This is a genomic window from Streptomyces sp. NPDC053673 (genome assembly GCF_055585225.1).
In genome coordinates this window covers 193,532-216,410 of sequence record NZ_JBVJKN010000005.1, presented here as the reverse complement: position 1 = coordinate 216,410, position 22,879 = coordinate 193,532, and the positions used below count along the sequence as shown (strand labels likewise).

Below are 22,879 nucleotides of genomic sequence, written 5' to 3'. Positions count from 1 at the left end.
CTCAGAGAAGCGAGGTAAGGACGATGGCGGTGCGGGAGATATTGACGGGGATGCCCTGGTGGGTGAAGTGGATCGCAATCCCCTTGATCGCCATTGTCGTCTTCGGCGGGATGATCGCCAGTTTCGTCGGCTTTCTGGTCTGGCTGCTCTTCAAGATCCTTCTCTTCGTGGCGATCGTCGGTGGACTGATCTACGTCGTACGGAAGTTCATGACGTCGTCCTCGTCCTCGAAGAGCGACTGGTAGCGACTGGTAGCGGTACAGCGACTGCCGGGGATACAAGGAGTACGAGAGTACGAAAGGTACGTACACCTGTTAGCCCGCCCGGGGGAATGGTGAAGGCTGTACCACGCGGCCGAACGGGGGCTGCCATTAGAGTGGCAAAACCTCCGCCGTCCCCTGGGAATCCTGAGTCGACGATCACCGCGAACAGCGGATTGTGCGACTTTCTGCGTTGTTTCTGTCGTTGATCTCAGGAACACCTCATGTCCCAAGGAGCACGGCGGGCGCGCGGGGGCGGCCCCCGCGGGCGGGCGAGCCGCCCGTCACCATGCCTGGGGGTGACCTTTGGCCACGGCTACGGCTACCAGCTCTGCGCCTACGACGACCGCCGCGCCTACCCTGATCGGCTCGGTCCAGCGGGCGTTGAGACTCATGGAGGCCGTGGCCTCCCATACCGACGGAGCCCCTGCCAAACAGCTCGCGCGTGAGGCGGGGCTGCCGCTTCCCACCGCCTACCACCTGCTGCGGACACTGACGCACGAGGGTTATCTGCGGCGTGAGAAGGGTGTGTTCGTCTTCGGTGAGGCGGCGGAGCGGCTGGCGTTCGGCGGGGCGATGCAGAATCGTCGCAGCAAGATCCAGGACGCCATGACGTACTGGCGGGACACGATCGGCGTACCCATCTACTTCGCCGTCTACCGCGAGGGCGAGATCGAACTCGTCGCGGTCGCCGACACCCCCTACTCTCCCGCCGTCGATGAATCGGCCGACATCCGCGAGACGGGGCACGCTCATGCACTCGGCCAATGCCTGCTGAGCCAGCTCGACGAACCGGCCCGCAAGGACCATCTTGATCGCCATCCCGTGGAGGCGATCACTCCCTATACGGTGCGTGACCGGCGGACTCTGCTGGAGCGGCTGGGCGGGATGGGCCGGATGCAACCCGTGGTCGAGCGACAGGAATATGCACTCGGCACGGTCTGCGCGGCCATTCCGGTCACCACCGGTTCCACGGCCGCTGCGATGGCGATTTCCCTCCCTCACCACCAGGCAGAAAGATTGCTGCCCGCGGTTGATCAACTACGCAGAGGTATCGAAAGTCTGCTCAGCCCCATCACGTTCTCTATCAGTATCTGAAAAATCACTCCTTGTGATCTGTTAGTAGGTGCAGCACGATGGCGTCAAGAGGGCCTAGGGGATCATTCCTGGCTGTCTTCACGACTGCTTCATCCACTGCGGGGTAACACGATGCGCGAGTCGGTTCAGGCCGAGGTACTGATGAGCTTTCTGGTGTCGGAAGAACTGTCCTTCCGGATCCCGGTGGAACTCCGGTACGAGACCAGAGACCCCTACGCGGTGCGAATGACCTTTCATCTGCCCGGCGACGCTCCCGTGACCTGGGCGTTCGGCCGGGAGTTGCTGCTCGACGGCATCAACCGGCCCAGTGGGGACGGCGATGTGCACATCGCGCCGACCGAGCCCGAGGGGCTGTCCGACGTACGTATCCGGCTCCAGGTCGGCTGCGACCGTGCGCTGTTCCGGGCGAGCGTCGCGCCCTTGGTGGCGTTCCTCGACCGGACCGACAAGCTGGTCCCGCTGGGGCAGGAGTGCACGCTCGGTGACTTCGAGGATCACCTGGAGGCAGCCCTCGGGCGCATCCTCGCCGAGGAGAACGCCGGCTGAGGCGCGGGCCCCGCAGGGCGGCTGGTTTGCGCACCGGTCATTCCGAGGTCCGGCACGTGGTGGCCGGTCCCTCTGCACTCCGGCTAGTTCGCGCGCGGCCCACTCCGCCTTCCGGCACGTGGCGCGCGGTCCCTGTTCTGCAGCTCCGGCTACTTCGCCCGCCGACGGCGGCCCTTGCTGCGTACCGCGCCGGTCATCGCGCGCGTCACGGTGCCCCCCGGCCGGTCGGCGGAAACGACCAGAGCCGCCAGCGCCGTGGTCACCGGAACAGAGGCGACCAGGCCGATCGAACCGATCAGCGTCCGTACGATCTCCTCCGCCACCAGCTCGCTGGTGGCCACCGTCCCCACACTCGACTCCGCGATCGAGAACAGCAGGAGCAGAGGCAACGACGCGCCCGCATAGGCGAGTACGAGCGTATTGACGACCGAGGCGATGTGGTCACGGCCGATCCGGATGCCTGCCTTGTACAGACCGCGCGGGCCCATCCCCGGGTCCGCCTGGTGCAGTTCCCAGACTGCCGAGGTCTGAGTCACCGTCACGTCGTCGAGCACGCCGAGCGAGCCGATGATCACGCCCGCCAGCAGCAGACCCGACATGTCGATGTTCGGAAACAGCCCGTGGATCAGTCCCGTGTTGTCGTCGGTGTTGCCGGACAGGGATGCCCAGCCGATGAAGACCGAGCCGAGCAGCCCGATCAGCAGCAACGAGATGAGCGTGCCGAGCACCGCGACCGAGGTACGGGCGTTCAGACCATGGCACATGTAGAGCGCCAGCAGCATGATCGCGCTCGCCCCCACCACGGCCACGATCAGCGGATTCGAACCCTGCAGAATCGCCGGCAGGATGAACAGGGTCAGTACGGCGAAGCTCAGCGCGAGCGCGATCAGCGCCATCACACCGCGCATCCGCCCGACCAGGACGACCACGAGCGCGAAGATCCCGGCGAGCAGCGCCATCGGAAAGTCGCGGTTCAGGTCGCTCACCGAGTACTGCAGATCGCGCGGGGCGTCGGGGGCGTACGCCACCACCACGCCCTGGCCCTCCTTCAGCTGGCGTGGCGCGTCCGGCTGAACGATCTCGACGAACGTACGGCCCTTGTCCTTACCGGTCGTGATCTCGACGGTCGCTTTCTTGCACATCCCCTGCTGGGAGTTGACCGCCTCACGCCCCTCAGGGGTGGAGGTGTCCCCGGTCGGCGGCACTTGCCCCGCGTTGACGTCCTTGCAGGCGACCAGCTCGACCCTGACCACCCGCGCCTCTTCGGTCTGGCGGTCGAAGCCGACGCCGGTGCGCGCGTGACCTGGTGCCCCGCCCGGCCAGAGGACGACGAGGCCGACCACCACCGCGGTGGCGAATGGGATCAGCACCGCGGCGATGACACGCCGCAAATGCCGTGAAACGGGTGGAACAGGCCCGTGGCCGTGCGCATGGGCGTGGGCGTGTCCAGCCGTCCGGCCGTCCGCGTGGCCATCCGGTTCCGACGTCTGCTGGGAGAAAGTCACCGACCGATCATCGCAAGAACGGACGGGGCCCACTGTTCAGCACGCCAGACTGCGCGCTAGCGTGGTGGCACCTTTGCACACGCGGGAGCTCGGAGCACCGGGCTGAGAGGGCGCTGACCGCCGTACATCCGTACGGGACAGCTGCGCCGACCGCCGAACCTGTTACCGGGTAATGCCGGCGTAGGGAGTAGGTCTCATGACCACATCGGACACGCGCACGCCTGCCTCCAGCACGGACGGCACGACGGAGGCCGGGAAGTCCATCGGCTGGCACAAGGGATACGTCGAGGGCTCACGCCCCGACATCCGGGTGCCGGTCCGTCAGGTGCACCTCACCAACGGCAAGGACGTGACCCTGTACGACACGTCCGGCCCGTACACCGATCCGAACGTCGAGACGGATGTCCGCCGGGGGCTGCCGCCCCTGCGGGAGAACTGGATCATCGGCCGCGGCGACACCGAGGAGTACACGGGCCGTCCGGTCCGCCCCGAGGACGACGGCATCAAGCACACCTCGCCGCGCGGCGGGCTCCGCAACCTCGACGCGGTCTTCCCCGGCCGGCCGCGCCAGCCCCGCCGGGGCCGCGGCGGACAGGCGGTGACGCAGCTCGCGTACGCCCGCCGTGGCGAGATCACGCCGGAAATGGAGTACGTGGCGATCCGGGAGAACGTCTCTCCCGAGGTCGTCCGCGAGGAGATCGCCGCGGGGCGCGCGGTCCTGCCGGCGAACGTCAACCACCCGGAGATCGAGCCGATGATCATCGGCAAGCGGTTCCTGGTGAAGGTCAACGCCAACATCGGCAACTCCGCCGTGACCTCCTCCATCGAGGAGGAGGTGGAGAAGATGACCTGGGCGACCCGCTGGGGCGCGGACACGGTCATGGACCTCTCCACCGGCCGCAACATCCACACCACCCGCGAGTGGGTGCTGCGCAACTCCCCCGTGCCGATCGGCACCGTCCCGCTCTACCAGGCACTGGAGAAGGTCGACGGCCGCGCCGAAGAGCTGACCTGGGAGATCTACAAGGACACCGTCATCGAGCAGGCCGAACAGGGCGTCGACTACATGACGGTCCACGCGGGTGTGCTGCTGCGGTACGTACCGCTCACGGCCCGCCGCAAGACCGGTATCGTCTCGCGCGGCGGCTCGATCATGGCGGCGTGGTGCCTGGCGCACCACAAGGAGTCGTTCCTGTACGAGAACTTCGAGGAGCTGTGCGAGATCCTCGCCGCGTACGACGTGACGTACTCGCTGGGCGACGGCCTGCGGCCCGGGTCGATCGCGGACGCCAACGACGAGGCGCAGTTCGCCGAGCTGAAGACCCTCGGGGAACTCAACACGATCGCCAAGCGTCACAACGTACAGACGATGATCGAGGGCCCGGGACATGTCCCGATGCACAAGATCAAGGAGAACATCGACCTTCAGCAGGAGATCTGCGAAGAGGCGCCCTTCTACACCCTGGGGCCCCTGACGACTGATGTGGCACCCGCGTACGACCACATCACTTCCGGCATCGGTGCCGCGATGATCGCCTGGTGGGGCACGGCGATGCTCTGCTACGTCACGCCCAAGGAGCACCTGGGCCTGCCGAACCGGGATGACGTCAAGACCGGCGTCATCACTTACAAGATCGCGGCTCATGCCGCGGATCTCGCCAAGGGGCACCCGGGCGCGCAGGAGTGGGACGACGCCCTCTCCGACGCGCGCTTCGAGTTCCGCTGGGAGGACCAGTTCAACCTGGCCCTGGACCCGGACACGGCACGGGAGTTCCACGACGAGACGCTGCCCGCCGAGCCGGCGAAGACCGCGCATTTCTGTTCGATGTGCGGTCCGAAGTTCTGCTCGATGAAGATCAGCAGAAGCATCACAGAGCAATTCGCCCCGGATCTCGCTGTGACCAGCGATGATGACGTTGAAGCGGGCATGCTCGCCAAGTCGAAGGAGTTCGCGGAGGCTGGCCACCGCGTCTACCTGCCTATTGCGGACTGATCTTCTGACGTCTCAGCGTCCCCCGGCGTACGCTCCGGGGGACGCTGTCGTCTCTCACGAACCGCGCTGGCAGGACAAGTCCTGGTGGCGCGGCCCGGGCTGCGACCTCTGACTGGGCCACCGGTCACCGTCGCTGATCGACGTTCGCGGACCGGAGGAAGTCGCCGAGCCCCAAGCCACCGTCCGATCGAGCCAGGCACGACGAAAGAGCCTCGCTCCGAACGTTCAGCGAGTTGGGCCGTCCCTCGCACGTTCCGGTAAGCAGGCTCTGAACGTTCGGTGCGGCCGGGCCACGGGCCTGCGCGCTTCGGCTCCGTCAATGATGGGGCGGCATCGGCTCAGTCCAAGACGGCGAGGTGGTCGGCGGCGCCGCCGCGCCACTCGATCAGGAAGAGGGTCGCGTCGTCACTGGTGCTCCCGCCCCGTTGCTCCTTCAGGGCGTGGGAGAGGGCGCGCACCACCGCACGCACTCCCTCCTCAGTCTGCTCGATGCGGTTGACCCAGCGGATGAGCTGTTCCTCGCCGAACTCCTCTTCGCCGGTTTCGTGCTCCTCGATCAGGCCGTCGGTGAAACACAACACCCGGTCGCCGCGTTGGAGTACCTGCTCGCTGACCTGGGGCTCTTCACCTCCGAAACCGACCGGGAAGGTGGTAGGGCCTTCCAGTTGCCGCAGGACCTGGTGGTTGCGGATCAGCAGAGGGGCGGGGTGGCCTGCGTTGACCCATTGCAGGTGGCCCGTTGTGATGTTCAGGCGCATCATCTGCGCGGTGACGAAGTGTTCGGGGTCGAACTGCTCGGCGATGGCCCGGTCCATGAACGCGTAGATCTCGGCCAGGCCGATGCCGGCACGTCTGGAGTGTCGGTAGGTGCCGATGGCGACGGTGGCCATCGTGGCGGCGTTGAGGCCGTGGCCCATCGCATCGAGCACGGCCACGTGCAGGATGTCTTCGTTGAGTGCGTAGTCGAAGCTGTCGCCGGCGACGTTGTAGGCGGGTTCCAGGATTCCGGCCACGGCGACTTGGGGGACGGACATCGCCAGCGGTGGGAGCAGAGACCACTGGATCTCCGCGGCGACGCTCATGGGTTCGCGGCGCCGGGTGAGGAAGAACTGGTCGGTGTAGCTGTGCTTGGTGACCAGCATGTCGGCGATCAGGCCGGCGAGCCTGCGCAGCAGGCGCCGGTCGTCGTCATCGATGGTCTTCAGGGTGAGGGCCAGGACTCCCGCCTGGTCGCTGCCGTCCAGCAACGGCAGATACATCCGGACGCCGTCGGTCTGCGGTACCTCGACAGGGGCCGCGCTCAGGAATGCCGTGCCCGCGTGGGAGTCACCGATCGGCTCGGGCTCGCCGACGGCCAGCCCTCTGCCCGGTAGCGGCACCAGTAGTAGCTGTGCGTAGTCCTGCAGGAGGATCGAGATGTCCCGGCCACCGACCCGGGCCACCTCTTCCGCGATCAGCGGGGCGATCAGCTGCGGCGGCATCTCGTGTGCCCGGTCCAGCAGCACCCCCAGAAGCCGCTCACCGAACCCCTCCGACCGGTCCACCGTGTCCTTGCCGGGCTGCCGATCATTCGCCGCCATAGCCGTGCCCTTTCACGTCACCGGCCCGATATCGCCTTCGCCTGTCGAGTCAGCTGTCTCCAACGAGTGGGTCGCGGGGGCAGTCGTGTGCTTGGCTTCGGTGCCTTGCTCGGCTGCCATACACGCCGGGATACGCTCGATCACTAGCCTCGCGCCGACCGTGTGCAACGACCCCGGCGTATACACACCGGGGCCGCCCTTCCGGGCCGGTGGCACGTGAGAGTGCGCCGACCCATTTACCAGGTTATGCCTGTGCTGCTTATCCGGCATAAGGGCTTTTTGGGTAATCGTTCCTTGGTCGGAAAAGGCTCAGTGCCGTGTCAGCCGCGTTCCTCCTCTTCGGCCTCCACGAGCCGGATTCCCTGATGCGTCAGCGTGACCATTGCGGGTGTGTTTCCCTCTGCCCAGTCGACTGTGATGAGCTACTCGCCCGCCAGGTAGACACAGGCGGCTGCCGGGTTCTGCGTTCCCGGCCGCCGCTGAGGCATGCCCGCCCGCGGTCTCCCACTCCTTTTCCCGGTCGAGCGACTCCTGCGCCTCACGGGTGAGCGTCGACGAGGGCGTAGCCGTCAGGCACCGGGATGCGGGATGTCCTGGATGGCTTCGGGCCCACTCCTGTGGCGAGCGACCCGGGGGAGACATCGGCGGAGTACCGTGGGAGGCAGCCGAGGACACTCCGTACACCGGCATCAGCGCCGGTGTCGCCCTGGGTCACGATTGGTCCCTCGTGGGCCGGACGGGCGGCTACGCATGATGCCGATCCCCCTCCATGTTCCTTCCAATCCCGGGCCGTGGCCCGGTGCCCCGCTGCTGCCGCGCCTGGTGCTGGAACCGACCATGTCGAGGGAGGGCGTCTTCGACGGCGCCTGGTGGCCCCGCTCGAACCACATACTCGCCGAGCTGCCGGACCTGATCACCGCGCTCGGCGCTCACCTCGGGCGCATCATCCGGATCGGCCTCGACACCTCGGCCTGGGACGGCGTGCCACGGTCCGTCGTGGTGAACGGCGTGATGATCAGGGTCAATTGGTTCGCCGGCAGCGATGCGACGATCAGCGTCACCCGGGGTTTCCAGGACCACTTCCTCTTGCTGGTGGTTCCGCCCGGCACCGCACCGGACACGGCCGCCTCGGCGATGGCCGGAGCCTCGGCCACCGGGAACCACACCCCGGCAGCCGAGCTCCTGCTCGGCTGACGCACGGCCGCCGTCGCGCCCGGCTCGACTCATGGCTGAAGCCGTCCTCGATGAAGATCTCCCAGGACATCCGGCGCGAGCACGGCGGCGACCTGAAGCCGGACGAGATCGAGGCGGGCATGGCGGAGAAGTCCGCCGAGTTCGCCGCGGCCGGCAACCGCGTGTATCTCCCGCTGGCCGACTGATCCGGTCCGTCCGCCCCCTCGCTCCGGCCGCTGTCAGTGGGCGCCAGTACGTTGTACGGCACGCCTGAGGAGATGGGAGGCGCCGGGGTGAGCGGGGCGGGGACGGTTGTCGAGGTGGCTCATGGCGAGGGGTGGGACCTCGCGGCGCGTGCGTTGCTGGGCCCGCTGACCCGGGATGCGGCGGTGGCGCGGGACGCGGCTGGGTTGCCGTACGTCGCGGCGTACCGGGTGGCGGGACGCAAGGAGCCGATCGAGCCCGGCTGGTTTCCTGGCAGGACCACTACGCGGGTGTGTGGGTGTACGACGAGCAGGGCCGGCGTACGCATCGGCTGGAGCTGCGCCTTCTCGACGGCGATCGTCTGTTCCACCGGAAGGTCGAGAGCTGGCTCTACGCCGGGCCCGACATGCCGGAGTTCGACCGCGCGTGCGCCCGGAAGGTGCTGCGGTTGCACCCGGACGGACGGGGGACGAGCTCGTGGGAGCCTCAGGGGGAGGCGGGTTCCAGATTCGACACCCTGGCCGGTGTTCCCGAGGAACAGCGCTGGATGGCCAGGCCCGGGTTCGGTGACTGGCCGCTGTTCTGCGCGGAGCAGTGGGGGTTGGCCGGGCCGGTGGTGTTCCGGGACGCGGACGTGCCCGAAGGGGGTGCGGCCGGCGGGACGCCCGATGAGTGGCGTCTTCCGCGGCCGGCCGGTCCCGGCTGCCTGGACGAGCTGTTCCGGCCCGGTACGCGCTCGCGGACGCGGCCCGGGCGGTCGGCGCGAGCGAACGCACCCTGCAGCGGGCGCTGGACCGGGTACTGGGCATCTCGCCGTCGCGGTTCGCCCAGCAGATCCGGCTCGAACAGGCGACGCATCTGCTGCGCACCACGGATCTGCCGACCGACGTGGTGGCGCGCCGCGTGGGCTATGAGAACGCAGCGACACTCACCTCGCTCCTGCGCGAACGGCTGGGTACCCACCCCCGGGCGGCTGCGCAGCCGGGCGGTCCACTGACCGGGACTGCGCGGGGGCTGCCCCGGGGCTACTCCGGCTGGTGCTCCGGAGGGCCGAAGTCCGGGCTCGTGAAGTCCGGGCTCGTGAACGTCGGCCGGGAGCCGGCCGACGAGCCCTCGCTCGGGCTGGAGAAGTCGGGTCCGCTGTAGCCGACCTTGGGGATCCGGTTCACGCTGCGCGGTGGTGCGGGCGATGCGGGATCGGCACTGGGGTCGGCCAGAGCCGCCCGCAGGAACGGAATGACGCCACGCTCCAGCAGCGCGTGCCGCCAGGCTTCCTTGGCACGTGCCACCTCGTCGGGCAGTTCGCCGCCCGCGTCCTCGGCGGGCAGCTGGGTGGCGCCATTGCGCAGTGCCGTGATCAGCAGGCCGATCGCGGCGGCGAGCAGCCCCGCGGCCGTGAGCGCCCCGAAGAACCAGCCCACCGTCAGCAGGGTCTCCGCGAAGGAGGGTTCAGGGCTGAGCATCTTCAGGACGTAGCCCACGAACAGAAAGATCACCGCGGCGGTGCCGGCCAGGACCGGCGCGAGGACGGTGAGCACGGCGCCGAAACCGGCACCGGATTCGGTGGCGTCGCCGACTGCGGGGCCCGGCTCCGAAGGGCGTACGGGCGCGCCGGCGGGTGAGCGCTTCTCCTCGCGGACCTTCACGAAGTACTCGTACTCGGCGGCGGCCGAAGCGGTTATCAGTGCGATGGCGTTGAGCGCCATCGTACGCAGCTGTTCCGCGTTGAGCCGCTCCCCGACGGCGGTGAGATCCGGACGGTCGTGCGCGTTGCGCAGCGCGTCGTCGAGGATGCGCTCGTACTCGGCGCGATCCTCGGTCAGCAGGTGCGGAGCGCTGTTCATGTGCATCCCCCGATGCTCCGTAGGGCCGGTTTGCCCACGTGGGTGGGGCAGTTGGGCGGAAACGGAGGAGAGCCTGCTACGGATAAGCCGATGGTAGAGCGGTTAAGGCACGGGGTGACAGGGGGTTTCCGGAAATCGCCTGCCCCGGATTCGTTCAGTTATGCAGAGGAAGCTGCGCGACCAGCAGCTTTCCGGCCATGGTCACTCCGCCGTCCATGGCGACGGCGAGTCCGTCCGCGTACACGTGCGGGCCCTCGACGACCGGGCCGGAGCTCTCCTCACCGTCCGCCGCGTCCTCTGTGCCGACTACTCCCAGCAGATACGGAATCGGGCTGTGACCATGGACGATGCGGGTGCCGCCGTAGGCGTCGAGAAGCTCGCGCACGGCCTGCGGGCCGTCGTCGTCACGGAAGGCGAAGCGCTTGGTGAACTTGCGGAAGAGGTCCCAGCATTCGTCGGGGTCGTTCCGGTTGAGGATCTCGTGGACGTTGTCGTTGACGTCCGTGATCGTGGTGCCGTACTCGAGGTAGGCGGTCGTGTCGGAGTGCATCAGCAGATGCCCGTCCTCCTCGACCACCGCGTCCAGCCGGGCCATCCACTGCAGATGGACGTCCTGGAGGCGGTCCATGTCGCTCTTCTGGCCGCCGTTGAGCAGCCAGGCCGCCTGAAAGGTGGCGGTGCCCGCGCCGGAGTTGACGGGGGTGTCGGCGAAGCGCCGGGCGCCGATGAGCAGCAGTTCGTGATTGCCCATCAGGGCCTTGCAGTAGCCGCCGGCCGCGGCGGCTTCCGCGGAGAGCCGCATGACGAGGTCGATGACGCCGATGCCATCGGGGCCGCGGTCGGTGAAGTCGCCGAGGAACCACAGCCGGGCGTTCCCGGCGGACCAGTGGCCTTCGGTGTCGATCAGGCCCTGCTCGGCGAGCGCGGCGACGAGTTCGTCGAGATAGCCGTGGACGTCACCGACGACGTAGAGCGGACCGAGCCCGTCGGATGCGGGCGCGGGCGCGGGCGCCTCGTCGGGGGTGACGGTCACCTGGACGGTGTCGCCGCGGTTGATCACCGGCAGGTCGCGCTCGGTGGGGGTGTAGCCCTCGGGCGGCTCGTCGTCCGGGAAGGCGTTGCCGGGGTGCGGGGGCACCTGGGCGCGGGCCGGGGCCGGTGGCTGGGCCGGTGGCTGCACCGGGGCCTGCGACTGTACGGGGACCTGTGCGTACGGGGGCACGCGGAAGTCACGCAACGTCGCCGTCCGCTCCACGGGTCCCTGACCGGCCCCCTGTGTCATCGACCCCTCCACCACCGTCGTGCCGCCCTGCACCATCGGACCGTCCTGGTCGGGGACGTCGTCGGTGTCGTGCGCCCATCATAGGAATGCGGATCGTGCTGTGTGACGCACCAGGGGTGCTGAATCCGGGTATACCCCGGGTTCATCGGTTGTTTCGCCCCAATTGGGTTGGTCTAGTCCTGAGTCCTGTCCTGGAGTCTCGTCCTGAGCCTTGGCCTGCGTCCAGTCCTGCGTCCGGTCCTGCGTCTAGGCCGTGTTTGAGAACTAGCGCCGTCCGCCCGTAGGGCGGGGCTCGCGGCGTCTGGTGCGTGCAATCGCAAGGCGGTGGGGGCACCTCCCAGGCGCAGCTCTGGGGGAGATCATCCTCGTACTGGACGTACTTGGATGACTCCGACAACGCAGCGAGTGTGCGTGCCAGGCGTCGCGGGCCAGGCGGGAGTTCTCAAACACGGCCTAGTCCTGCGTCTCGTCCTGGGAGGGTGACCGCGGGGGGCTGACGGTTGTCCGTGGCGAACGGCGTTGCGACGACGTACGGACGATGAGTTCGGTCGGTATCACCTGCTCGACCGGACGGCCGCCGTCGATTCCCTCGATGGCGTCGATGAGCAGCTGGACGACGGCGGTGCCGATCCGCCGCGGTTTGAGCGAGAGGGTGGTGATGGGCGGTTCGGTGTTGGCGTACACCGTGGACTCGCTGCAGCAGACCAGCAGCAGGTCGTCGGGGACGCGCAGCCCGTACCGCCGGGCGGCGGCGAGCAGGTCGGTGCCGTTGGGGTCGAAGAGACCGTAGACGGCGTCGGGCCGGTCGGGCCGGGCGAGCAGCCGGTCGGCGGCGACGGCCCCGGCGCACGGGTCGTGCGCGGGGTACGCCTCGTAGACCGGATCCTGGCTGACGCGCTCGCACCAGTTCAGATACGCGGTGGTGGAGAGCCGGGTGTAGGTGTCGGTGGTGGTGCCGGTGAGCAGGCCGATCCGGCGGGCGCCGGCGGCGGCGAGGTGGTCGAGCAGTGCGAGGACGGCGGCTTCGTGGTCGTTGTCAACCCATGCGGTGACCGGGAGGGTGCCGGCGGGGCGTCCGTCGGAGACGACGGGGAGGCCCTGGCGGACCAGCTCGGTGACCACCGGGTCGTGGTCGGAGGGGTCGATGACGACGGTGCCGTCGAGGGCGACGTTCGACCAGACGTCATGGCGGGAGGTGGCGGGGAGGATGACGAGGGCGTAGCCGCGGGCGAGCGCGGCGGAGGTCGCGGCTCTCGCCATCTCCGCGAAGTACGCGAATTCTGTGAAGGTGAAAGGTTCATCCCCGTACGTCGTCACGGTCAGGCCGATGAGTCCCGACTTGCCGGTACGGAGGGTTCGGGCCGCGGCCGACGGGCGGTAGCCCAGCCGGTCGGCGACCTCGCGGACATGGCGGCGGGTGGCGTCCGGGAGCCGGCCCTTTCCGTTCAGTGCGTCTGAGACGGTCGTGATGGAGACACCGGCTGCGGCGGCTACGTCCCGGATGCCCGCCCGGCCTTGCCGGCTGCCCCGGCGTGATGTCTCCGTCCGGCTCACCTGGTGCTTCCCTGCTGCTGTCATGGCAGGCCGATAGTAGGGCGATGGCAGGCGGTTGGGCCGGTCGCATATGCAGTCGTTGACAGGCACGTTTCTGCATGGCGTGGGATACCCAATTGCCTTTGAAATTAAGGAAGTTGGTGGGTGTGGCGCCGGTCTCGCGGTTATCGACCGGTATGGGCCTGCCGAATGGCCGATGTCTCGAAGAGGTCTCAACTCACTACTACGGGGGATGCGCGCCACGGAGCGAGCTACCGGCGCGCGCCAGGCGGGGAGCGCTCCCCCCTTCCCCGCGGTTCCCGTCGGCCCATTCGCAGGAGCGGGGAATCCTCATAAGGTGAGCAGTATTGGTGAGCGGTACTGATGTGTACGGCCTGAGGTCGACGGTCGAGGAGGACCTGCGGTGAGCGAGACGAGCCCCAAGCTGCGCGCCGAGCTGGACGGCATCCCCACATACAAGCCCGGCAAGGCCGCTGCGCCAGGCGGTCCGGTCGCGTTCAAGCTCTCCTCCAACGAGAACCCGTACCCGCCGCTGCCGGGCGTGATGGAGAGCGCCATCGCCGCGGCCGGCGGCTTCAACCGGTACCCGGACATGGCTTGCACGGGCCTGATGAACGAGCTCGCCGACCGGTTCGGGGTGCCCGTCTCGCATCTGGCGACCGGCACCGGCTCGGTAGGCGTCGCCCAGCAGCTGCTGCAGGCCACGTCGGGGCCGGGCGACGAGGTCATCTACGCGTGGCGGTCCTTCGAGGCGTATCCGATCATCACCCAGATCAGCGGGGCCACGTCGGTGCCGATCCCGCTGACCTCGGGCGATGTGCACGATCTGGACGCGATGGCGGACGCGGTCACCGACCGGACCCGGCTGATCTTCGTCTGCAACCCCAACAACCCCACCGGCACCGTGGTGCACCGGGCGGAGCTGGAACGGTTCCTCGACCGGGTCCCGTCCGATGTCCTGGTGGTGCTGGACGAGGCGTACCGCGAGTTCATCCGGGACATCGACGTGCCCGACGGCATCGAGATCTACCGGGACCGGCCGAATGTCGCCGTGCTGCGTACCTTCTCGAAGGCGTACGGGCTGGCGGGGCTGCGGGTCGGTTTCGCGATCGCCCATGAGCCGGTGGCCGCCGCGCTGCGCAAGACGGCGGTGCCGTTCGGTGTCAGCCAGCTCGCCCAGGACGCCGCGGTCGCGTCGCTGCGTGCGGAGGACGAACTGCTCGGGCGGGTGGGCTCGTTGGTCGCCGAGCGGACGCGTGTGTACGACGGGCTGGTGAAGCAGGGCTGGACCGTGCCGCGGACACAGGCGAACTTCGTCTGGCTGCGGCTCGGCGAGCGCACGGTCGACTTCGCCATGGCGTGCGAGCGGGCCGGGGTCGTGGTGCGGCCGTTCGCCGGTGAGGGCGTGCGGGTCACGATCGGTGAGTGCGAGGCGAATGACGTGTTCCTGCAGACGGCGGAGGCGTTCCGCAAGGAGCTGTAGGCGCCCGGGGTATCCGGGCGTCTGTCCCCGGGGTGCGCCCTCCCCCGGGGACGCGCGTCTCAGTCCGTCACGGGCTCGACGCGTATCGGGTCGCCCGGCCGTACGGTCGCGAGCGCGCGCGGATCGCCGTCGATCCGGCCGAGGATGTTGCACGGGCTCGCGAGGCGGGGCTCGTCGCCCTGAGAGATGGGCGTCGGTCCGTACGGCAGCGCCAGAGCGTCGCCCTCGGTCCAGAACGCGACCGTGCCCGGGTCCACCACCTGGCGGGCGTCGGCCTCGAGGGCGGGGGAGACGTGGCCGGATGCTCCAGGGGTCGTCCCCCGGGAAAACACAGTGAAATAGACCTCTTCGCCCCAGGTGTGGGCGGTGGAGGAGACCGGGAGAGCCCCCGCGAGCGCCGTGCTCGTGGGGGTTTCTTCGAGGGTCGCCGTGAGCTGTCCTGCGGGCCAGGAGATTCGGATCTTCATTCGACAGATTCAACAATATGTTGAAGGTGCCAGGGAAGGGCGACCGCCGGGTAACCGGGCGAGCGGCCGATCGGTGACCGATAGGGGGACCCCGGTCGATGGTGCGGATTTCGCATGAGCCATAATGCTTGTGAATGTGAACGCGTTCACAAGCGCGCCCTGAACCTCCCGGAATGGGTGGGATTAACAGGGCAAACTGCCGTGACCGCGCCGATGTGACCACGCCGACGTAAGGAGAGACGACGTGGACCTAGCTCTGGCGCCAGAGACTTTGGCGCGCTGGCAGTTCGGCATCACCACCGTCTACCACTTCCTCTTCGTCCCTCTGACGATCTCGCTGGCCGCCCTGACGGCGGGACTGCAGACGGCATGGGTGCGTACGGAGAAGGAGAAGTACCTCAAGGCAACCAAGTTCTGGGGCAAGCTCTTTCTGATCAACATCGCGATGGGCGTGGTCACGGGCATCGTGCAGGAGTTCCAGTTCGGTATGAACTGGTCCGACTACTCGCGCTTCGTCGGCGACGTGTTCGGAGCCCCGCTCGCCTTCGAGGCGTTGATCGCCTTCTTCTTCGAGTCCACCTTCATCGGGCTGTGGATCTTCGGCTGGGACAAGCTCCCGAAGAAGATCCATCTCGCCTGCATCTGGATGGTCTCCATCGGCACGATCCTCTCCGCGTACTTCATCCTGGCGGCCAACTCCTGGATGCAGCATCCGGTCGGCTACCGGATCAACAAGGAGAACGGGCGGGCGGAGCTCACCGACTTCTGGCTCGTGCTGACCCAGAACACCACCCTCACGCAGGTCTTCCACACCCTCTCCGCTGCCTTCCTCACGGGCGGCGCGTTCATGGTCGGCATCGCTGCCTTCCACCTCGCGCGCAAGAAGCACATCCCGGTGATGAAGAGCTCGCTGCGGCTGGGACTGGTCACCGTCGTCATCGCCGGTCTGCTCACCGCGCTCAGCGGGGACTTCCTCGGCAAGGTCATGTTCAAGCAGCAGCCGATGAAGATGGCCGCGGCCGAGGCGCTCTGGGACGGCGAGGGTCCGGCGCCCTTCTCCGTCTTCGCGTACGGCGATGTCGACAAGGGCCACAACAAGGTCGCGATAGAGATCCCCGGTCTGCTGTCCTTCCTGGCCAACGACGACTTCACCTCGTACGTGCCGGGGATCAACGACACCAACAAGGCCGAGCAGGAGAAGTACGGGCCAGGCGACTACCGGCCCAACATCCCCGTCACCTACTGGGGCTTCCGCTGGATGATCGGCTTCGGTATGGCTTCGTTCGCGATCGGCCTGGCCGGGCTCTGGCTGACCCGCAAGAAGTTCATGCTGCCGTCGGCGCTGCGGGTGGGTGAGGACGAAGTGCCGCATGTGGTGCTGTTCAAGAAGCCGCTCGGCCCGAAGCTCACCCGGCTGTACTGGCTGCTCGCCATCTGGACGCTCGGCTTCCCGCTGATCGCCAACTCCTGGGGCTGGATCTTCACCGAGATGGGGCGGCAGCCCTGGGTCGTGTACGGCGTGCTCCGCACCCGTGACGCGGTCTCCCCCGGCGTCTCCCAGGGTGAGGTGCTCACCTCGATGATCGTCTTCACAGCGCTCTACGCGGTGCTCGCCGTGATCGAGGTCAAGCTGCTGGTGAAGTACGTCAAGGCCGGGCCTCCCGAGCTCACCGAATCCGACCTCAATCCGCCCACCAAGATCGGCGGCGACGACCGTGACGCCGACCGGCCTATGGCCTTCTCCTACTGAGACCGAGGACTGGGAGCTGAGGCATGGAACTCCACGACGTCTGGTTCGTACTCATCGCCGTCCTCTGGACCGGCTACTTCTTCCTCGAAGGCTTCGACTTCGGGGTCGGCGTTCTGACGAAGCTGCTCGCCCGTGACCGGGTCGAGAAGCGCGTCCTGATCAACACCATCGGTCCGGTCTGGGACGGCAATGAGGTGTGGCTGCTGACGGCGGGCGGTGCGACGTTCGCCGCGTTCCCCGAGTGGTACGCCACGCTCTTCTCCGGCTTCTATCTGCCGCTGCTGATCATCCTGGTCTGTCTGATCGTGCGCGGTGTCGCGTTCGAGTACCGGGCGAAGCGGCCTGAGGAGCGGTGGCAGCGCAACTGGGAGGAGGCGATCTTCTGGACCTCGCTGGTGCCGGCGGTGCTGTGGGGTGTGGCCTTCGGGAACATCGTGCGCGGCGTGAAGATCGACGCGGAGATGGAGTACGTCGGCACCTTCGGTGACCTGCTCAATCCGTACGCGATCCTCGGCGGACTGGTGACGCTGTTCCTGTTCACCTTCCACGGGACGGTGTTCGCAGCGCTGAAGACCGTCGGGGACATCCGCGGTCGGGCGCGGAAGCTGGCGCTGACGCTGGGGCTGATCACCGCTGTGCTGGCGCTCGGCTTCCTGAGCTGGACCCAGACGGAGAAGGGTGACGGGACCAGCCTGGTCGCGATGATCGTCGCCGTGGTGGCACTCGTCGGCGCGATCGTGGCTAACCAGGTGGGCCGCGAAGGGTGGTCGTTCGCCCTGTCGGGCGTCACGATCGTGGCCGTGGTCGCGATGCTCTTCCTGACGCTCTTCCCCAACGTCATGCCGTCGTCGCTCAATGAGGAGTGGAGCCTGACGGTGACGAATGCCTCGTCGAGCCCGTACACGCTGAAGATCATGACGTGGTGTGCGGCGATCGCCACACCCGTGGTGCTCCTGTACCAGGGGTGGACGTACTGGGTGTTCCGGAAGCGGATCGGAACGCAGCACATCGCCGACTCGCACTGAGTTCCGCAGGGACCGCCGAGTCCCCTGACTGAGGGATGTTTCACGTGAAACCCGTCGACCCGCGTCTGCTTCGGTACGCCAGGGCCACCCGCCTCTTCATGGCGGCCGTGGTGGCCCTTGGTCTTGCCGGGGCGGCGCTGGTCGTCGCCCAGGCGATGCTCATTGCCGAGGTCGTCGTGGGGGCGTTCCAGCGAGGACTGGACGCCTCCGAGCTGTGGACTCCGCTGATGCTGCTGGCGGCGGTCGCAGCGGGTCGGGGGCTGGTGGCCTGGCTGACCGAACTGGCGGCGTACCGGGCGAGTGCGGCGGTCAAGTCCGAGCTGCGCATGCGGCTGCTGGACCGGGCTTCGCGGCTGGGCCCGGGATGTCCCACCCGTCACCCGACCACCACCCCTGATGGAGGCGCTCCGCGCCGCGAGATTCCACAGCGGAGCGGTTCACTGGCCGCCCTGGCCACGCGAGGCGTGGACGCACTCGACGACTACTTCGCCCGGTATCTGCCGCAGCTCGGACTTGCGGTTGTGGTCCCGGTGGCGGTCCTCGCGCGGATCGTGACCGAGGACTGGGTGTCGGCGGCGGTCATCGTGGTGACCCTGCCGCTGATTCCGGTCTTCATGGTGCTGATCGGCTGGGCCACCGAGGCCCGGATGGACCGTCAGTGGAAGCTGCTGTCACGGCTGTCGGGGCACTTTCTGGATGTGGTCGCGGGGCTGCCGACGCTCAAGGTTTTCGGGCGGGCGAAGGCGCAGGCCGAGTCGATCCGGACGATCACATCGGAGTACCGGCGCGCGACGCTGAAGACGCTGCGGATCGCGTTTCTTTCGTCGTTCGCGCTGGAGTTGCTGTCGACGCTGTCGGTGGCGCTGGTGGCGGTCGGCATCGGGATGCGGCTCGTCCACGGCGATCTTGATCTCTACACCGGCCTCGTGGTGCTGATCCTCGCGCCTGAGGCGTATCTGCCGATCCGACAGGTCGGGGCGCAGTATCACGCGGCGGCTGAGGGGCTGTCGGCGGCTGAGGAGATCTTCGCGGTACTGGAGGCGCCGGTCCGCACGGGCGGCACGGTGGCGGTGCCGGGCGCGCGTGAAATCCGGCTGGAGCTGGAGTCCGTGACCGTACGGCATGAAGGGCGGTCCGAGCCCTCGCTGGACGCGGCGTCTCTCGTGGTGGAGAACGGTGAGACCGTCGCGCTGGTCGGGCCGAGCGGGGTCGGGAAGTCAACGCTGCTGGATGTGGTGCTGGGGTTCGCGCCGCCGGACCAGGGAGCCGTGCGGGTCGGGAGCGCCGGTGACGCGTCTGTGGACCTGGCCTCTGTGGACCTTGAGGCATGGCGCCGGCACATTGCCTGGGTGCCACAGCGGCCGTATCTCTTCGCCGGAACGGTCGCGGAGAATGTGCGGCTCGCCCACCCGAACGCGGATGACGCGCACGTCGCGGCGGCGCTGCGGGACGCGGGGGCGTACGACTTCGTGGCGGGGCTGCCGCAGGGGATGGACACGGTCCTGGGCGAGGACGGCGACGGGTTGTCCGCCGGGCAGCGCCAACGGCTTGCGCTCGCCCGGGCCTTCCTCGCGGACCGGCCGCTTCTCCTGCTCGACGAGCCCACGGCCGCGCTGGACGGTGAGACCGAGGCGGGCATCGTGGACGCGGTGCGGCGGCTGGCGCGGGGGCGGACGGTGCTGCTGGTCGTCCACCGGCCGGCGCTGCTGTCGCTGGCGGACCGGGTGGTGGAGCTTCGGCCCGCCGTCGAGGGGGGAACCCCGGGTTCTCCCAGCCCTTCCGGATGGCCGCAGCCGTCGTCTGCGCCGAGCGGTCCGCAGGTCGCACCTGCGGGGGCCGGCGCGGGTGCGGGCCCGAGTGCCGCCGCACTGAGGCATGCGGGCGAGGGCACTCGCCTCGGGGCACTGGCGCGGGTGCGGGCGATGGCGGGGTCGTTGCGGGGGCAGCTCGTTGTGGGGCTGGTGCTCGGGAGCCTGGCGCTCGGGTCGGCCGTGGGGCTCATGGCAGTTTCCGGGTGGCTCATTTCGCGGGCGTCGGAGCAACCGCCGGTGCTGTACCTGATGGTGGCCGTGACGGCGACGCGGGCCTTCGGGATCGGGCGGGCCGTGTTCCGGTATGCCGAGCGGCTGGTGTCGCACGACGCCGTTCTGCGGATGCTCGCCGATCTGCGGGTCGGCGTGTACCGGCGGCTGGAGCGGATCGCGCCGGCCGGGCTGCGCCGCACCCGCCGGGGTGACCTGCTGTCGCGGCTCGTCGCGGATGTCGACGCATTCCAGGACTACTGGCTGCGATGGCTGCTGCCCGCGGGGGCCGCGGTCGTCGTCGGGGCAGGTTCGGTCGGGTTCACTGCCTGGCTCCTGCCGGAGGCCGGTGCGGTACTGGCCGTCGGCCTGCTCGTCGCCGGGGTGGCCGTTCCGATGGTCAGCGGGGCGTGCGCGCGGAATGCCGAGCGGCGGCTCGCCCCCGCCCGCGGTGTGCTCGCCACCCGGGTCGTCGACCTGCTCCGCGGTACGGCCGAGCTGACCGTCGCCGGGGCGCTGAAGGACCGGATGGCCGCGGTACGGGGGGCCGATCACGGACTCACCCGGATCGCGTCGCGCGCAGCGACCGCCACCGCGCTCGGCGGCGGGCTGTCCGCCGTGGCCTGTGGACTGACCGTCGTCTTCGCCGCGTACGCGGGCGTCATGGCCGTGCATGCGGGTCGGATCGAGGGTGTCGAACTCGCCGTCGTCGTCCTGACGCCGCTCGCCGCGTTCGAGGCGGTCACCGGGCTTCCGCTCGCCGTGCAGTACCGGCAGCGGGTGAAGCGGAGCGCCGAGCGGGTCTTCGAGGTGATCGACGCTCCCGCGCCGGTGCACGAGCCGTCGGCGCCGGCCCCGGCGCCCGCGTCCGCGTTCCCGCTGGAGGTGCGTGGGCTCGCGGCCCGCCACGCGGACCAGGAGCGGGACGCGCTCACCGGGTTCGATCTGACGCTCACGGCGGGCCGGCGGATCGCCGTGGTCGGCGCCTCCGGTTCGGGCAAGACCACCCTCGCCCAGGTGCTGTTGCGCTTCCTGGACGCGCGGTCCGGGACGTACACGATCGGCGGAGCGGACGCGGCGGCGCTGGACGGGGACACCGTGCGGCAGTTCGTCGGGCTCTGCGCGCAGGACGCCCACCTCTTCGACAGCTCCATCCGCGAGAACCTCCGGCTCGCCCGTACCGGGGCGTCCGAGGACGAACTGCGTGCAGCGCTCGCCGCCGCCCGGCTGCTGGAGTGGGCCGACGGCCTGCCGAACGGCCTCGACACCCATGTCGGCGAACACGGCGCCCAGCTCTCCGGGGGCCAGCGCCAGCGCCTGGCCCTGGCCCGTGCGCTCCTTGCCGACTTCCCCGTACTGCTGCTCGACGAGCCGGCCGAGCACCTCGACCAGGCGACGGCTGATGCGCTCACCGCGGATCTGCTGACCGCCACCGAGGGCCGTACGACGGTGCTGATCACTCACCGGCTCCGGGGCCTCGAGGCGGTCGACGAGGTGCTGGTGCTGGACGACGGCCGGACCGTCCAACGCGGCCCCTACGCCGAGCTTGCCGAGGCGGAGGGCCCGCTGCGCCGCATGCTGGAGCGCGAGCGAGCCGCTGATCTCCTGGGAAGTCGGCTCAAGCAGCTGACTTTCCACGCTAAGTAGGACTTACTACTCTCGGGTGCAGGACGGCGCCGAAGCTCGCAGCGCCCGCCGCCACCGCGGGACGGGAACCGACGGAGCTCTGAGCGGCGCCGGGAATCTGATGCGGCGTCGGGGATCTGTTGCGAGATCCGATGAGCGTCCGGGATCTGACGCCGCGTCGGGACCTCCGCCTCTTCCGGGCAGAAGCCTCCGCCCCTCCGGGCAGACTGGGCCGGATGGCGGCATGAAAACGACGAAATGTAGCACACCGGACATATCCGATGTGACGATCCGAGCATGCGACACGAACAAAACCACTTCCAGCGGAGCCTGTTCATGCCGTTGCTGTGCGTGCTGCTGGCCTCCTTCACTCTGCTGCCCGCGTCGCCGGCCATAGCGAGCGACGGGCCGAGCGTCAGCGCCCAGGTGGCCCGGCTGTACCAGGAGGCGGCGCAGGCCACCCAGGCGTACGAGCAGGGGCGGCGCGCCGCGGACGCCGAGCGGGTACGAGTCGACCAGCTCGAGGAGGAGTTGGCGGACGTGCGGTACGAGCTCGAGGCGATCCGCGACGAGATCGGTGTGGTGGCTCGTGCCCAGTACCGCAGTGGCGGTTCGCTCCCGCTCTCCGTTCAGCTGCTGCTCGCCGACGACCCGGACGCGATGCTGAGTGGGGGTCAGGTCGCCTGGAAGGCCGAGATGGCCGTGAACCAGCTGATGGGCGAGGCGGAGAAGGCCGAGCGCCGGACCGCCGCGGTGGAGGAGAAGGCCCGCGAGGCCTGGGAACGCCTGGATGCGCGCACCGCGGAGCTGGCGCGGATCAAGCGGGGCGTCGAGACCAAGCTGGAGTCGGCGCAGTGGACGCTGCAGGCGCAGGCGAACCGCAGTGCGGCCGCCGGGCAATGTGCGGGCGCGGTCCGGCTCAGCCAGCCGGAACCACCGCGTGGGTCGGCCTGGGTGGCGCCGGTCGAGCACTACACACTGTCGGCCGGCTTCAACAGTTCGGGCGCGCGCTGGGCGAGCAGGCACACGGGGCAGGACTTCGCCGTCGGCATCGGCACGCCGGTGCGGTCGGTCGGCGAGGGACGGGTGGTCTCCGTCTCCTGCGGAGGTGGCTTCGGGATGCAGGTCGTCGTCCAGCACCTCGACGGCTGGTACACGCAGTATGCGCACCTCGCCGCGGTCACGGTCGACCAGGGGGACTGGGTCCGTACCGGCGAGTGGGTCGGTCAGACCGGCACCACCGGCAACTCGACGGGACCGCACCTGCACTTCGAGGCGCGGCTCACGCCGTATCTGGGGTCCGGGGTGGACCCGGTGGGCTGGCTGAGGGAGCGCGGTGTCTGGCTGTAGCAGCGGGCAGCGGGCCTGGGGCCGGTGCCGTCAGGCCCCGCCCGCCAGCCTTGGACCTGATCCACCTTGACCTGATCCACCTTGACCTGATCCACCTTGACCTGATCCACCTTGGACC

The 22,879-nt window shown here is 68.8% G+C and carries 18 protein-coding genes and 1 pseudogene; 12 read left to right on the top strand and 7 right to left on the bottom strand.

Going from position 1 to position 22,879, the window contains the following annotated elements; translation table 11 throughout:
- Window positions 1-29: 29 nt before the first annotated feature.
- The 3 genes from ACZ6ZQ_RS10410 (at window position 30) to ACZ6ZQ_RS10400 (ending at window position 1,904) form a co-directional block, all read left to right on the top strand.
- Window positions 30-245 carry a DUF5326 family protein gene (locus ACZ6ZQ_RS10410; protein WP_453657745.1) on the top strand — a complete coding sequence of 72 codons (216 nt, stop codon included), beginning with the start codon at window positions 30-32 and terminating at the stop codon, window positions 243-245.
- Between the two features lie 408 nt (window positions 246-653).
- Window positions 654-1,358, top strand: a complete 705-nt coding sequence (locus ACZ6ZQ_RS10405; protein ID WP_469768123.1) for an IclR family transcriptional regulator — start codon at window positions 654-656, stop codon at window positions 1,356-1,358.
- 111 nt (window positions 1,359-1,469) lie between these two features.
- Window positions 1,470-1,904 (top strand): SsgA family sporulation/cell division regulator, encoded by a 435-nt coding sequence (locus ACZ6ZQ_RS10400; RefSeq protein WP_469768122.1) that lies wholly within the window; start codon window positions 1,470-1,472, stop codon window positions 1,902-1,904.
- Between the two features lie 149 nt (window positions 1,905-2,053).
- On the opposite strand, the gene ACZ6ZQ_RS10395 is transcribed toward ACZ6ZQ_RS10400, so the two are convergent.
- Window positions 2,054-3,409: a YibE/F family protein gene (locus ACZ6ZQ_RS10395; RefSeq protein WP_469768121.1), complete on the bottom strand. Its 1,356-nt coding sequence runs from the start codon at window positions 3,407-3,409 to the stop codon at window positions 2,054-2,056.
- 196 nt (window positions 3,410-3,605) lie between these two features.
- On the opposite strand from ACZ6ZQ_RS10395, the gene thiC reads away from it, so the two are divergent.
- Window positions 3,606-5,402 (top strand): phosphomethylpyrimidine synthase ThiC, encoded by a 1,797-nt coding sequence (gene thiC / locus ACZ6ZQ_RS10390; RefSeq protein ID WP_469768120.1) that lies wholly within the window; start codon window positions 3,606-3,608, stop codon window positions 5,400-5,402.
- Window positions 5,403-5,740: 338 nt separating this feature from the next.
- Here thiC and ACZ6ZQ_RS10385 read toward each other — a convergent pair whose 3' ends face one another.
- The gene (locus tag ACZ6ZQ_RS10385) at window positions 5,741-6,982 is read right to left on the bottom strand and encodes a PP2C family protein-serine/threonine phosphatase (RefSeq protein ID WP_469768119.1); all 1,242 of its coding nucleotides are present in this window, start codon (window positions 6,980-6,982) and stop codon (window positions 5,741-5,743) included.
- Between the two features lie 486 nt (window positions 6,983-7,468).
- Between ACZ6ZQ_RS10385 and ACZ6ZQ_RS10380 the strand changes: the two genes are divergently transcribed.
- Window positions 7,469-8,176 carry a DUF5994 family protein gene (locus ACZ6ZQ_RS10380; RefSeq protein ID WP_469768118.1) on the top strand — a complete coding sequence of 236 codons (708 nt, stop codon included), beginning with the start codon at window positions 7,469-7,471 and terminating at the stop codon, window positions 8,174-8,176.
- 50 nt (window positions 8,177-8,226) lie between these two features.
- Window positions 8,227-8,361 (top strand): hypothetical protein, encoded by a 135-nt coding sequence (locus ACZ6ZQ_RS10375; protein ID WP_469768282.1) that lies wholly within the window; start codon window positions 8,227-8,229, stop codon window positions 8,359-8,361.
- A 119-nt stretch (window positions 8,362-8,480) separates the two neighbouring features.
- On the opposite strand, the gene ACZ6ZQ_RS10370 is transcribed toward ACZ6ZQ_RS10375, so the two are convergent.
- Window positions 8,481-8,729: a hypothetical protein gene (locus ACZ6ZQ_RS10370; RefSeq protein WP_469768117.1), complete on the bottom strand. Its 249-nt coding sequence runs from the start codon at window positions 8,727-8,729 to the stop codon at window positions 8,481-8,483.
- A gap of 302 nt (window positions 8,730-9,031) precedes the next feature.
- Between ACZ6ZQ_RS10370 and ACZ6ZQ_RS10365 the strand changes: the two are divergent.
- Window positions 9,032-9,319, top strand: a pseudogene (locus ACZ6ZQ_RS10365) (helix-turn-helix domain-containing protein); the annotation flags it as partial.
- A 65-nt stretch (window positions 9,320-9,384) separates the two neighbouring features.
- Here ACZ6ZQ_RS10365 and ACZ6ZQ_RS10360 read toward each other — a convergent pair.
- From ACZ6ZQ_RS10360 to ACZ6ZQ_RS10350, 3 genes are all read right to left on the bottom strand, one after another.
- Window positions 9,385-10,209 carry a hypothetical protein gene (locus tag ACZ6ZQ_RS10360; RefSeq protein WP_469768116.1) on the bottom strand — a complete coding sequence of 275 codons (825 nt, stop codon included), beginning with the start codon at window positions 10,207-10,209 and terminating at the stop codon, window positions 9,385-9,387.
- Between the two features lie 148 nt (window positions 10,210-10,357).
- The gene (locus tag ACZ6ZQ_RS10355; protein WP_469768271.1) at window positions 10,358-11,500 is read right to left on the bottom strand and encodes a metallophosphoesterase; all 1,143 of its coding nucleotides are present in this window, start codon (window positions 11,498-11,500) and stop codon (window positions 10,358-10,360) included.
- Between the two features lie 438 nt (window positions 11,501-11,938).
- Entirely contained in the window at window positions 11,939-13,063 is a 1,125-nt protein-coding gene (locus ACZ6ZQ_RS10350; protein WP_469768115.1) for a LacI family DNA-binding transcriptional regulator, read from the bottom strand.
- A 379-nt stretch (window positions 13,064-13,442) separates the two neighbouring features.
- Between ACZ6ZQ_RS10350 and hisC the strand changes: the two genes are divergently transcribed.
- Window positions 13,443-14,522: a histidinol-phosphate transaminase gene (gene hisC / locus ACZ6ZQ_RS10345; protein ID WP_469768114.1), complete on the top strand. Its 1,080-nt coding sequence runs from the start codon at window positions 13,443-13,445 to the stop codon at window positions 14,520-14,522.
- Window positions 14,523-14,581: 59 nt separating this feature from the next.
- Here hisC and ACZ6ZQ_RS10340 read toward each other — a convergent pair whose 3' ends face one another.
- Window positions 14,582-14,989 carry a cyclophilin-like family protein gene (locus ACZ6ZQ_RS10340; protein WP_469768113.1) on the bottom strand — a complete coding sequence of 136 codons (408 nt, stop codon included), beginning with the start codon at window positions 14,987-14,989 and terminating at the stop codon, window positions 14,582-14,584.
- Between the two features lie 244 nt (window positions 14,990-15,233).
- Here ACZ6ZQ_RS10340 and ACZ6ZQ_RS10335 point away from each other — a divergent pair, with 244 nt between their 5' ends.
- The 4 genes from ACZ6ZQ_RS10335 to ACZ6ZQ_RS10320 all read left to right on the top strand — a co-directional run bounded on the left by ACZ6ZQ_RS10335 (window position 15,234) and on the right by ACZ6ZQ_RS10320 (window position 22,761).
- Window positions 15,234-16,739 carry a cytochrome ubiquinol oxidase subunit I gene (locus ACZ6ZQ_RS10335; RefSeq protein ID WP_469768112.1) on the top strand — a complete coding sequence of 502 codons (1,506 nt, stop codon included), beginning with the start codon at window positions 15,234-15,236 and terminating at the stop codon, window positions 16,737-16,739.
- 23 nt (window positions 16,740-16,762) lie between these two features.
- Window positions 16,763-17,764 carry a cytochrome d ubiquinol oxidase subunit II gene (cydB, locus tag ACZ6ZQ_RS10330; RefSeq protein ID WP_469768111.1) on the top strand — a complete coding sequence of 334 codons (1,002 nt, stop codon included), beginning with the start codon at window positions 16,763-16,765 and terminating at the stop codon, window positions 17,762-17,764.
- 44 nt (window positions 17,765-17,808) lie between these two features.
- Entirely contained in the window at window positions 17,809-21,432 is a 3,624-nt protein-coding gene (gene cydD, locus ACZ6ZQ_RS10325; protein WP_469768110.1) for a thiol reductant ABC exporter subunit CydD, read from the top strand.
- 276 nt (window positions 21,433-21,708) lie between these two features.
- Window positions 21,709-22,761, top strand: a complete 1,053-nt coding sequence (locus ACZ6ZQ_RS10320) for a murein hydrolase activator EnvC family protein (protein ID WP_469768109.1) — start codon at window positions 21,709-21,711, stop codon at window positions 22,759-22,761.
- Window positions 22,762-22,879 lie beyond the last annotated feature (118 nt).